9 protein-coding genes and 1 pseudogene are annotated in these 12,661 nt (G+C 69.3%); 8 read left to right on the plus strand and 2 right to left on the minus strand.

Annotation, left to right across the window (positions count from 1 at the left end):
* Window positions 1-172 precede the first annotated feature (172 nt).
* The 8 genes and pseudogenes from BLV31_RS12680 (at window position 173) to BLV31_RS12715 (ending at window position 11,572) form a co-directional block, all read left to right on the plus strand.
* On the plus strand, window positions 173-1,630 hold the full coding sequence (locus BLV31_RS12680; protein ID WP_064060158.1) for an MFS transporter: 1,458 nt from the start codon (window positions 173-175) through the stop codon (window positions 1,628-1,630).
* An 80-nt stretch (window positions 1,631-1,710) separates the two neighbouring features.
* Complete coding sequence (locus BLV31_RS12685; RefSeq protein WP_081263354.1) at window positions 1,711-5,133, plus strand: ATP-binding protein; 3,423 nt, start codon at window positions 1,711-1,713, stop codon at window positions 5,131-5,133.
* A 111-nt stretch (window positions 5,134-5,244) separates the two neighbouring features.
* A complete protein-coding gene (locus BLV31_RS12690; protein ID WP_064060159.1) occupies window positions 5,245-6,633 on the plus strand; it encodes an FAD-binding oxidoreductase in 1,389 nt (462 codons plus the stop codon).
* 47 nt (window positions 6,634-6,680) lie between these two features.
* Window positions 6,681-7,514 carry a DUF5602 domain-containing protein gene (locus BLV31_RS12695; protein WP_064060160.1) on the plus strand — a complete coding sequence of 278 codons (834 nt, stop codon included), beginning with the start codon at window positions 6,681-6,683 and terminating at the stop codon, window positions 7,512-7,514.
* 47 nt (window positions 7,515-7,561) lie between these two features.
* The gene (gene coaE / locus BLV31_RS12700) at window positions 7,562-8,779 is read left to right on the plus strand and encodes a dephospho-CoA kinase (RefSeq protein ID WP_211269801.1); all 1,218 of its coding nucleotides are present in this window, start codon (window positions 7,562-7,564) and stop codon (window positions 8,777-8,779) included.
* Window positions 8,780-8,876: 97 nt separating this feature from the next.
* On the plus strand, window positions 8,877-10,019 hold the full coding sequence (locus BLV31_RS12705; protein WP_064060162.1) for an LLM class flavin-dependent oxidoreductase: 1,143 nt from the start codon (window positions 8,877-8,879) through the stop codon (window positions 10,017-10,019).
* Window positions 10,016-10,679, plus strand: a pseudogene (locus BLV31_RS12710) (FMN reductase). Before BLV31_RS12705 ends, BLV31_RS12710 begins: the two are co-directional and overlap by 4 nt.
* 203 nt (window positions 10,680-10,882) lie before the next feature.
* Entirely contained in the window at window positions 10,883-11,572 is a 690-nt protein-coding gene (locus tag BLV31_RS12715) for a hypothetical protein (RefSeq protein WP_064060163.1), read from the plus strand.
* Window positions 11,573-11,598: 26 nt separating this feature from the next.
* Here the strand turns inward: BLV31_RS12715 and BLV31_RS12720 are convergent, their stop codons facing one another.
* Both BLV31_RS12720 and BLV31_RS12725 read right to left on the minus strand, forming a co-directional pair.
* Entirely contained in the window at window positions 11,599-11,895 is a 297-nt protein-coding gene (locus tag BLV31_RS12720; RefSeq protein WP_033097668.1) for a hypothetical protein, read from the minus strand.
* Window positions 11,892-12,509, minus strand: a complete 618-nt coding sequence (locus BLV31_RS12725) for an RNA polymerase sigma factor (protein WP_064060165.1) — start codon at window positions 12,507-12,509, stop codon at window positions 11,892-11,894. Before BLV31_RS12725 ends, BLV31_RS12720 begins: the two co-directional genes overlap by 4 nt.
* Window positions 12,510-12,661: the final 152 nt, after the last annotated feature.

Consider the following 12,661-nt stretch of genomic DNA (forward strand, 5'->3'; position numbering starts at 1 on the left):
GGCGTTGCGACCGCCTCGTGACCCCGCCGTGATCGATGTGTGATCCCCGGCGCCCCTCTGAGGGGAGACGTCGACGGTTCTCTCGGCCGTCCAAGAAGTACACCCGGTTCGTCCCAAGCGACGCGGCGCATCGTGTCCGAGGTCCACACACCTCGACACGGAAGGATTCTCGATGACCACACCGACCCCTGCGAGAAGTACCGCGACGAAACGGATCACGCTGCTGGTCGTGTGCGTGACGACGGCGATGCTCATGCTCGACATCGCCGTCGTCAACACCGCACTGCCGTCGATCGCCGTCGACCTCGACGCGGGCGTCAGTTCACTGCAGTGGGTGATCGACGCCTACACCCTCGCCCTGGCCACAGCCGTCCTCGGCGCCGGGTCGTGGGCCGATCGTCGCGGCCGCCGCCAAGTGTTCGTCGTCGGCCTCGTCTGGTTCACGGGCGCCTCGCTCCTGTGCGCCCTCGCACCGACGATCTGGGTCCTCGATCTCGCCCGGGCAGTGCAAGGCATCGGTGGGGCGGTCCTGTTCGCCTGCTCGCTCGCCCTCCTCGCCGACGTCTTCGACCGAGGGCGGGCGCGGGCGTCGGCCCTGACCGCCTACGGCGCGACCATCGGCGGCGCCTTCGCGGTCGGTCCGCTCGTCGGAGGTCTGCTCACCGAACTGCTGGACTGGCGCGCGATCTTCTTCGTCAACGTGCCGATCGGTCTCGTGACCCTGCTCCTGACCCTGCGCTGGGTGCCCGAATCGCGAGATCCCCGTCCGCGCGCCGCCGACGTGCCGGGCCAGCTCCTGGCCGCGGTGGGGCTGGCGGCGTTCGTGTTCGCCGTGCTGCGTGGCCAGGAGATCGGGTGGTCCGATGCGCAGGCCGTCATCGCCTTCGTGCTCGCTGTCGGTGCCCTCGTCGCCTTCGTCGCGCACGAGATGCGCACCGCCGAACCGATGCTGCCCCCGTACCTGCTCGCCAACCGGGCCTTCGTCGGAGCGCAGGTCGCGGCCTTCGCCATCTCGGCGTCGCTGTTCGCGGTATTCGTCTACACCACGCTGTATCTGCAGAACGTCCTGCTGCTGTCGCCGGTGCAGGCCGGGCTGGTGTACCTGCCCGCGACCGTCGCCATGTTCGTCGTCGCCGGTGCGACGGCGAAACTCGATCGTGTCGTCCCTGCGTGGGTCTCGTTGTCGTGCTCACTGGCGCTCGTCGCCGTCGGGTTGCTCATGATGACGGTCGCCGAGGCGGACAGTTCGAAGTACGTCCTGCTGCCGGGACTCGTCGTGGCCTGCGCGGCCGCCGGCGTGTTCAACCCGGCGATGAGCGGGATCGTCCTCGGGGAGAGCACCGCGGCGCATTCCGGTCTCGCGGCCGGTATCAACGACGCTTTCCGTCAGACCGGCATCGCCGTCGGCGTCGCGGTGCTCGGGATGTTCCTGCCGGCCGAGTCGCTGTTGCCCGGCGGATCACCGCAGGACTTCGTGTCGGGCCTGCAGGGGGCGCTCGTGGCGGCGGCGTTCGTTGCGGCTCTCGGAACCGTGGTGTGTGCAGTCTGCCTGCGTCCCCGGCCGCAGACCGCACCGGTGTTCGGGGACGCCGAGAGCGACACGGTCGTACTCCCGGCCGTGACGGGATGAGAAGTCGCCGCGCACCCGGCGAAAACGTCCTTACACTGCAACGATCGCGTAGTTCGGCCGGGGTCGAGGGGGCTCACCACATGATGTACCGACTGCTCGGACCGCTGGAGGTGGTCCGGGTCGCGTCGACGGCCGATCCGGCGGTGCCCTCGTCGGAGTCGCAGGTCGATCTCGGGCCGCGCAAGCAGCGAGCGGTCCTCGCCGTCCTGCTGCTCAACCGGGGGCGGGTGGTCTCCACCGACCGGCTGATCGACGCCCTGTGGCAGGACGAGGCGCCTGCCAGTGCGATGGCGAGTATCCAGGCGTACATCTCCAATCTGCGCAGGGTGCTGAGAGGGGAGAGCGGTGCGGCCTCCCCGATCGTGCGCCAGCCGCCCGGCTACGTCCTCGATATCCCGGCCGAGTCGGTCGACCTGGCCCGCTTCCTCGACGACGCCGAGACCGCCCGTCGGCATGCCGAGAACGGGGAATGGGAGTTCGCACTCGACACCGCCGACCGTGCCCTCGACTCCGTGCGGGGGCATCTCCTCGAGGACCTGCGCGACGAACACTGGGTGGAGGTCGCGGCGGCATCCTTCGACGAGGTGCGCACCGAATGCCGCGAGACCCGGATCACCGCACTGCTCGCCCTCGGTCGCCTCGCGCCCGCTCTCGTCGACGCCACCGAACTGTGCAGCGAGTTCCCGTTCCGCGACCGCACCTGCTGGCTGCGCATGCTCGCCCTGCACCGAGCGGGGCGTTCGTCGGAAGCACTCGAACAGTTCCGCGTCCACGAGACAAGGCTGGACACCGAGCTGGGGTTGCGGCCCGGCACCGAACTCACCGACTTGCAGGGCGCGATCCTCCGGCACGAACCGGGACTCGCCGCGTGGCCCCGAACCCCGGGATGGACGGGCGCGGAGGAGGTTCCGACACCGGCCGCGCCCACCATTCCCGTACCCACCCCGGCGCCGGGCCCCGGACGCATCTTCGTCGGACGCACCTCCGAGACCGGCGTCCTCGACCGCATGCTCGACGAGGTCCGCTCCGGCGCCACCCGCTGGGTCGTCCTCACCGGGCCCGCCGGTATCGGCAAGACCCGCCTCGCCGAGGAATGCGACGCCCGGACCGCCGCGATCGGCGGGAACACCGTGTGGGCGCGGTGTCTCGAGGACGACGGAGCACCCGCCTGGTGGCCGATCCGGCGCATCCTGCGCGAACTCGGCGTCGACGCCGACACCACCCTGATCCCGCCCACCGGAGTGGAGTCCGACGAAGCCCGCTTCGCGGTCTACGAACGGGTTCTGGGCGTCGTCGAAACGGCCGCGACGCAGACTCCCGTCTTCACCGTCGTGCTCGACGACATCCAGTGGGCCGACCCGACCTCTCTGCGTTGCCTGCTGTACCTCGTGGGAGCCCTGCACAAGCGGGGTGTCTGGATCGTGTGCACACTCCGCGACTCGGAGACGACCCCCGGCGTCCAGCGGTTCGTGGACGCCGTGCTGCACGGCGAGGGTAACCGGCACATCGACGTCCCGGCGCTCGCCGAACCCGAGGTCGCCGCCCTGGCCGGGCATGTGAGCGGCGCGCCGCTCGATTCCGACGAGGCGCGCCTGCTCGCCGAACGCACCGGCGGCAACCCGCTGTTCGTGTCCGAATACGCGCGACTTCCCCGGGACGAACGCCTCGACGGTGGGATCCCCATGGCGGTCCGGTCGGTCCTCGCGCGGCGGCTCGCCGCGGTGGAACCGGCCGTGCTGCAGGTGCTCCGGGTGGCCGCGGTCGTCGGCGACACCATCGAGATGGACATCCTCACCGGTGCGACGCGCCTCGATCCCGACACCCTCGCCGACTACCTCGACGACGCCGCCGACGAGCGCATCATCGTCGCCGATCCGGGACTGCGGGGGTACGCCTTCGCCCACGGATTGCTCCGCGACGAGGTCCTCGCGGCGATTCCCGCCCTCCGCCGCCAACGCATGCACGCACGCGTCGCGGAGGTCCTGGCAGACTCCTGCGACCCGGATCGTGCCGGCAGACGAGCCCGGCATCTCATGGCGGCACTGCCGCTCGTCGACGCTCGCGTCGTGCTCGACGCCTGCGTCATCGCCGCCCGCGAGGCCACCGAGAGATGGAACTCGGAGGAGGCGGCACGCTGGTGGGACGATGCCGTCCGGGCCTTCGACCTGCTGCCCGTCGCGGAACGATCCCCGGGCGATCGCGACGATCTGCTCGTCGCGCGTGTCGAGGCACTCGCCCGGGCGGGGCGCGGCCAGACCGTACTCGACGTCGTCGACGCGGGCCTGCTCGACGCGGTCCGGGACGGCCGAACGTCGACGGCCGGTCGCCTGGCCGCAGCGCTGCTGCGCGCAGCCGGTGCATGGCCGTGGGTGTCCTACGGCAAGGATCCGGGACCGGTCCTCGACCGCCTCGCCGCACTCGAACCGTTCGTCGCGGCCGACCGCGCGGCGCACGCACGGGTACTCGCGGCGCTCGCCGTGGGCAGTTGCTATCACCCCGATTCGTCCGTCCCCGACGGGATGAGCCGCACCGCGCTGGAGATCGCACGCGAACTCGCCGACCCGGACGTCGTCGCCGACGCCTTGCTGGGCCGCATCCTCCTCTACTCGGGGGTCGCGACACACAGCCGCGAATCCGCCCGGCTCACCGACGAACTCCTCGCACTGCCGCACCAGCAGGCCCGGTTCGACGAGGTGATCGCCCACGCCGTTGCGAGCATGACACTGACGAACCTCGGCGACGTCGACGCCGCGACGTCCCACGTCCGCCTGGGCATCGCCGGTTGCGATCTGCTGCGTCTGCCCGTGCTGCGCGTACAACTACGATGGATGGAAGCGACGCTTGCGGCATGGCACGGCGACTTCGCCGAGACCCGGCGCCACTACGACACCGCCACTCAGTTCCACCTGCAGACCGAGCTGTACACGGCGGGCAGCTCCGACCTCGCCACCAACACCCTCGAATGGGAGTACGGCACCCTCGCCGACGCGGATCCCGGCACCGTGGAACCGGATTCCTGGAGCATCGCGATCGCCGGCGCCCGTCGGGACACCGGGACGGTGATCCGCGACATCGAACAATGGGCGGCAAAAGGCGCACCCTTCACCTGGACGACCCTCGGGCATCGCACACTCATCGCGCGCGTCGTCGCCGACCTCGCCCTCGTCGACTACGCCGAGATGTTCCTCGAGCTCCTCGATCCGTTCACCGATCGCATCGCGACGGTGGGACAGGTCGGGGTGATCGGTTCGGTGGCGGAGGTCTGCGCACGCCTGCAGGCACTGCTCGGGCGCACCGACGACGCCGCGGCGCTGCTGGATCGGGCCGAGGACCTCGCGACCCGCACATCGAGCCCCCCGACGCTGCTGCGGTGCCGGTTACTGCGTGCCCAACTGCGGCCGGACGCGTCCGAACGCAGCCGGGAGATCGCCGCGATCGCCGACGAAGCGGCCCACACCGGCATGCTCGGACTCGCCGCCTACGCCCGCTCGATCCCCACCTGACCGGTTCTTGGCGACCGCTTGGACGGCGGCCCGCGCCACCGCAAGAAGCCGCCAAGCCGGTCCCGGCACTCTTTCGTCGCACCCCATCCAGTGCGACGAAAGGAAGTGCACATGAACCAGCGGACGCCCACCGTCGGCACCGACCCCATCGACGCTCTCCGTACCGCGGTCACCGGATCGATCTCCCTTCCGGGCGAACCCGGCTACGACGTCGCAACCCCGTGGAACGTGGCGGTGCCGGTCCGTCCCCGCGCGGTGATCGCGGTCGAGAACGCCCTCGACGTCAGCGCCACCGTCCGGTTCGCGGGCGAACACGGCCTGAAGGTGGCCGTGCAGCGCACCGGTCACGGCGCCGTGCCACTCGGCGACGAGGTGCTGCTCGTGCACACCGGCCGCCTCACCGAATGCTCGATCGACCCCGACACCCGCACCGCCCGTCTCGGCGCCGGCCTGGTGTGGCAGCAGGTCGTCGACGCCGCCGCACCCCACGGCCTGGCCCCGCTCGCCGGATCGGCACCCCACGTCGGCGTGGCCGGTTTCCTCACCGGCGGGGGCATCGGCCCATTGGTACGCACCTACGGACTCTCCTCCGACCACGTGCTGGCCTTCGATCTCGTCACCGGTGACGGAGACCTGCTCCGGGTGACTTCCGAACAGCACGCCGAACTGTTCTGGGGCCTGCGCGGCGGCAAGGCGACCCTCGGGATCGTCACCGCGGTGGAGATCGATCTCGTGCTCCTTCCGCACTTCTACGGTGGCGCGCTGTATTTCGACGGCGCCGACGCGGACGCGGTGGCGCACGCCTGGCTGGACCTGTGCGCTGGCCTGCCCGAGCACAGTTCGACCTCGCTGGCCTTCCTTCAACTGCCACCGCTGCCGGGAGTCCCGGAACCGCTGGCCGGTCGCGCCACCGTGGCCGTCCGTTTCGCGAGCGTCGCCGGCGAAGCCGAGTCCGAGGAGATCCTCGGCGCGCTGCGCACGGTCGCGACCCCGATCCTCGACGGCATCGGCACCCTGCCGTACACGGCACTGGGAGCAGTGCACGCCGACCCGGTCGACCCGATGCCCGTCCACGAACACAGTGCGCTGACACGCGAACTGACGCACGACGCGATCGACGTATTGCTCTCGGTGGCGGGACCTGGTTCCCACTCGCCGCAGACCATCATCGAGATGCGGCTCCTCGGCGGAGCGCTGGCACGTGAACCACGGCATCGCAGCGCCTTCTGCCACCGCGACGCCGCCTTCTCCCTCTTCGTCAGCGGCGTCCTCGCGCCACCCTCGGCCGACGTCGTCGTCGCGCACATCCAGGTCATCGATCGGGCACTGGCACCGTGGGCCACGGGCACGTCGCTGCCCAACTTCACCGCCACCTCGGATCCGGACCGCATCGCGCGGACCTACGACGACGACACCACGCACTGGCTCGGCGCTCTCGCCGACGAGCACGACACCCACGGTGTGCTGCGCGTCGGGCAGGTCGTGCGCCGACCCCGATGAGACCGACACCTCCCACCGCGAACCCATCCACTCACGCAAGGCAGGCAATGCGCACTTCTCGATCGATCACCGCACTCGCCTTCTCCACCTGCACCGTTCTGACCATCGCGGGTTGCAGCGACGGATCCGTCCCGACCGCCGAGGGTGCGGAGACGGCAGGGCACGACCACGGTGTCACCACCCTCTACGGGCCGGAAAACGAACTGGGGGAGGGAATCTCCCGCGCATATATCGTCGTCGATCACGGCGGGAGACCGCGCGAGGTCGGTATCCGGATGTCGGAGTCCGTGCTCACCGGCCTTCCCGAGGGTCCGGGCGTCGGCACGACGATGCTCATGCCGGCTCTTCCCGCGGGTGCTCCGGACACCGGTTCAGACCACGTGATGCTGGGCTGGAACCCGAACGGGCACGACCCGGAGATCCTCTACGGCGCGCCCCATTTCGACATGCACTTCTACACGACGGACGCCGACCACGAGGTGGACCCGGCCGCACCCGATTTCGCGGCGCGCGCGGCGCGGCTCCCCGAACCCGAGTACGTTCCGGAGGGATACATCCCACCACCCGGTCCACCCGTCGAGAACACCGTGCCGTTCATGGGCATGCACTGGACAGACACCGCGGACGACGTGATCCCCGGCTCCTTCGAGTTCACCGAGATGCTGCTCAACGGATCGTGGGACGGGGAGTTCATCTTCATCGAGCCGATGATGACGCGGGAGTGGTTGGCGACGAAGCCGTCCCTGCGGGAGATCGTGAAACAACCGTCGTCCTACCGGCGGACCGGCTACTACCCGACGGTGTACACCGTCGACTTCGACGAACAGGCGGGCGAGTATGTCCTCGCGCTGTCGGGGCTGACGATGCGCGAGGCCTCGTAGGGACCGCGAAGGTGCCTCGGTGACGTAGTGATGCGAGACTGGGCAACGTGCTGCGAATGGGGTTGACCGGAGGAATCGGCGCGGGCAAGTCGACCGTCGCCAAGGAGCTCGTCGAACTCGGGGCGGTGATCGTCGACTCCGATGTCGTCGCCCGGGAGATCGTCGCTCCCGGCTCCGAGGGCCTCGCCGAGCTCGTGGACGCCTTCGGTGAGGACATCCTGCAGCCCGACGGCACCCTCGACCGTCCTGCCCTCGCCGCGAAGGCGTTCGCCAGCGAGGACGCGCGCGCGGTTCTCAACGCCATCACCCATCCCCGGGTCGGGCGCCGCACCGCCGAGCTGGTCGCCGCTGCGCCCGACGACGCGGTGGTCGTGCAGGATATCCCGTTGCTCGTCGAGGGCGGGATGGCGCCGGCCTTCCACCTCGTCGCCGTCGTGCACGCCGACGAGGCGGAGCGGATCCGGCGTCTCGTCGAACTGCGCGGCATGCCCGAGGCGGACGCCCGCGCGCGGATCGCGGCGCAGGCGACGGAGGAACAGCGACGCGAGGTCGCCGACGTGTGGCTCGACAACACCGGTGATCAGCAGGTGCTGGTCGAGCAGGTCCGGACGCTGTGGAACGATCGCCTGGTGCCGTTCGAGAGAAATCTGCGCACCGGTGTGGTGGTCGAGGCGGATCCGGTTCTCGTGCCCGCGCGCGAGGAATGGCATCGGCAGGCGCAGCGGCTCGTCGCCCGGCTGGCCCTCGCAGCCGGGGGCGCGGCGAAGCGTATCGACCACGTGGGCTCCACCGCGGTGCCCGGTCTGGCCGGCGTCGACGTCATCGACCTGCAGATCACCGTCGGCGATCTCGCGGCAGCCGATGCGCTCGCACCCGCCTTGGCTGCTGCGGGCTTCCCGCGCATCGACGATGTGGTGACCGACGATCCGAAACCGTCCTACGGGGCCGGGGGAGAGACCGACCCGGCGGTGTGGGAGATGCGGTTGCACGGCAGCGCCGATCCCGGCCGTCCGGCGCGGGTGGCGGTCCGGGTGGACGGCTGGCCCGCCCAGCAGTTCGCGTTGCTACTGCGCGACTGGCTGTCCGCGGTCGACACCGCGAAGCGCGAGTACGCCGACCTCAAGGCCGATGCCGCAGTCGGGGCGTCGCAGAAGACGGATCGTGCCGAGGCGGCGGCCACCTACGCAGCGCTCAAGGCGCCGTGGTTCGACCGGGCGCATCACCGGGCGTGGGAGTGGGCCGAGAGCACCGGCTGGTCGGCCTAGGGGGTCCGGATCCCGGGCGGAGACCCGCCCGGGAATCTTCCGGGCGACCCGCCCGTTAGAATAGTTGACAGTTCAACTACTTGACGGAGGTTCGACCGTGCAGTTCGGCATCTTCACCATCGGCGACGTCACGCGCGACCCCACGACGGGCCGGGTCCCCACCGAACATGAGCGCATCGTCGCGATGACGAAGATCGCGCTGAAGGCCGAGGAGGTGGGCCTGGACGTCTTCGCGTCCGGCGAGCACCACAATCCCCCCTTCGTCCCGTCCTCGCCGACGACGATGCTCGGCTGGATCGCCGCGAGGACCGAGAAGCTCATCCTCTCGACCGCGACCACCCTCATCACCACCAACGACCCGGTGAAGATCGCCGAGGACTTCGCGATGCTCCAGCACCTGTCCCGCGGCCGCGTCGACCTCATGATGGGACGCGGGAACACCGGACCGGTCTACCCGTGGTTCGGCAAGGACATCCGGCAGGGCATCCCGCTCGCCATCGAGAACTACCACCTGCTGCGACGGCTCTGGCGCGAACGCGTCGTCGACTGGGAGGGCAAGTTCCGCACACCGCTGCACGGCTACACCTCCACCCCGTGGCCGCTCGACGACACCCCGCCCTTCGTCTGGCACGGTTCCATCCGTTCGTCCGAGATCGCGGAACAGGCCGCCTTCTACGGCGACGGCTTCTTCCACAACAACATCTTCTGGAACAAGGAACACATCCAGCAGATGATCGCTCTCTACCGGCAGCGGTTCGAGCAGTACGGTCACGGTGCCGCAGACCAGGCCGTCGTCGGGCTCGGTGGCCAGGTGTTCATGGCGGAGACCGAGGCCGAGGCGAAACGGATCTTCCGTCCCTATTTCGACAACGCCCCCGTCTACGGCCACGGCCCGTCGCTCGAGGATTTCTCGACGATGACACCGCTGACCGTCGGCACACCCGAGCAGGTCGTCGAACGCACGCTCGGTTTCGCCGACTACGCCGGCGACTATCAGCGTCAGCTGTTCCTCATGGACCACGCCGGCCTGCCGCTCGACGTCGTGCTCGAGCAGATCGAGATCCTCGGCCGGGAGGTCGTGCCGGTACTGCGAGCGGAATTCGAACGCCGCCGCCCCGCCCACGTGCCGTCCGACCCGCCCACACACAGCACGCTCGCCGCGCAGGGAGCCGACTCGGCGCACCGTCAGGTGATCCCGGCCCGCGTCGACCTCGTGCCGGAAGAGGTGGACGCCCGATGACCCGCCGTATCGTCGTCGTCAGCGGTGGCCTGGCCGAGCCGTCCACCACCCGTCTGCTCGCCGACCGCATCGCCGAGGCCACTCGTGTCGCGGTCGGCACGCGCGGAGACGACGCGGAAAACCGAGGTCATCGAATTACGCAGCCTCGCGATGGATCTGGCCACCACCTTCACCGCCGGTGTCCCTACCGCAGCGGTCGCACGAGCCCGTGAACAACTCGCGACTGCCGACGGCCTGATCGCGGTGAGCCCGGTCTTCGCCGCCGGTTACTCGGGTCTGTTCAAGATGTTCTTCGACGCGCTCGATCCGGACACGCTCACCGGTGTGCCCACGTTGCTCGCCGCGACCGCGGGTAGCGCCCGACACTCACTGGTCCTCGACCATGCGATGCGCCCGCTGCTGAGCTATCTGCGTGCGCTCGTCGTGCCCACCGGCGTCTTCGCCACCACCGACGACTTCGGAACAGGCGAGGCCGCCACGGCACTGAAGGGGCGGATCGGCAGGGCGGCGGACGAACTCGCCGAGCAGATCACCCGCAGCACGGGATCACCCCGCGGGTTCTCGGACGCCGTGCCCGCCGGACGGCCGCGCGTGTCGGGAAACGCGGTCCGCACGGACGGGCCGTCCTTCCGGGAACTGCTCGGACGTCACCTGGGGTGAGCCCCGACGTCGCGGACCGGTTCGGTCGTCCGCCGGCGGATGCGCGCTGAGCAGGTTCGCGGCGAGAGCGAAGCTCGGCCGCCGGGCCGTTCGCCCGGTGCAGCCCGCCGAGAACGAATCGGCGACTTGTCGTTCCCTGAAGCCACACCTATAGTTCCTTAAGTTATGGGGTCTAACTTAAGGTGACCGGAGGAACGAGCGGGGTGGCCGGCGTCCGCAGACGTGTACGCAAGATCGACATGGAGGACATCATCCGTGTCGGTCGAGCGATCGGGCTGCGACAGTTGAGCCTCAACGCTGTCGCCGCGGAACTCGGCGTCTCCACAACGGCGCTGTACCGCCACGTGGACGGTCGCTGGGGACTCGAACTCGTCGTGGGGGAGAGTCTGCTCGGCGATCTCGTTCTGCATGACGATCCGGAGCACGACATCGAAGGGCACCTGCTGTCGTTCGGTCTGCAGCTACGCGCGTTCGTCCTTGCCCATGCGGGCCTGGGAACCTACATGCAGACCCTCTTTCCGCGTGGGGAAGCGGGGCAGCGGCTGATGGTGAGCGAGGTCGAGGCTCTCGTGCGCCGCGGGTACACACCCGACGTCGCGGTCGCACTGGCGAGTGCGGTGGCGAGCGCCGCGATCAACTTCGCGGTCGCCGAGGAAGCGCAGCTCGAGCGTATCTCGGGGCTCCGGCAGCAACGCGACGACGTCGCCGAACGGCTGAGCACCGACGAACGCTTGGGTGAGGCCCATCGCGACCTTCCGGAATTCGACCACGAAGGATTCTCGACGATGGTCCTCACGGCGACGATCCGAGGTCTACTGGCGGTCGGTCCGGTCTGGCGACCACTGCACGAGGTGGTCGCCGATCTCGGATCGACCGGGATGGGACTGCGATGATGCGGGCCGGATCTCTGCAGGGCCGGCTACCTCGAGTCGGGATCGGTTGCGTCGACGACGAATTCCGGCTTCGGCAGCTCGTCGTTGCCGTGATCATCGAGTTGTTCGATCGGCAGGTCGTCGATGGCGGGGTGCTCGATATCGTTCTCATCGATTCCCTCGACGGGAACCAGTTCGGTTCCGATGCGAGGGGTGAGGGGATCGGTGGCGATATGGAGCACCCGACGCCAGGCGTCCTCGGGTAGTTCGGGAATCCGGTCCATCGGATCGAGTCCCAGCGATTCCCTTGACGGGGGCAACGAAATCGGTTCGCTCTGCGTCATTGCTCATCCTTCCGGGTTGTCCTCGGCGGTTCGGTGCCCTCCGTGTCGGCGTACCCGACCGTCGGTCGGAGGGCAACCTCTTCGGCGCCGAGCAGTTCCGGACTCAGTAGATCGGCGAGTTGCATACGGGCACGCCTGATCCGGCTCTTCACCGTCTGCACACCCACGCCCTGGTGCGTTGCGATCTCGGCGTAACCGAGCTGCGCATACTCACGCAACACGATGACAACCCGAAACTGTTCGGGGAGAAGGAGAAAAGCTCGCCGGACCACATCACCGTCGACCACGCTCTCGGCGAGAGGCGTTTCCCCGGAGACGTATTCGTCCCCGAGCCGTTCGTCGAGGACCTCACCACGTCGCGTCCGCACGACAGCGAGCGCCGCATTGCTCGCGATGCGATACAACCACGTTCCGGATGCTGCTGTGCCACGGAATCTGCCGAGATTCTGCCACGCCGCGACCAGCGCATCCTGCAGTGCATCTTCGGCGTCGTGCCGGTTTCCTGTGATCCGGACGCAGACCGCCCACACGCGTTCCCGTGACGGTGCGACGAGCTCGGCGAACGCTGCCCGATCGCCTGCCCGGCACCGCTCGATCAACTCGGCTTCGTCCATCGAGCCCCCTCGCCATCCCGAGCAGTCACATTGCCCCACATGCGCATTCGAGACTCGGTTCGACGGGCGGCGGAGTTACGAACGTTTCGCGGCCCGAAGTGGTCGACGCCGTCGGGGGCAGCGTCGACCACCCGTCGACAATACCGCGAGAT

It is taken from the genome of Rhodococcus pyridinivorans (assembly GCF_900105195.1).
Lineage (GTDB): Bacteria > Actinomycetota > Actinomycetes > Mycobacteriales > Mycobacteriaceae > Rhodococcus > Rhodococcus pyridinivorans.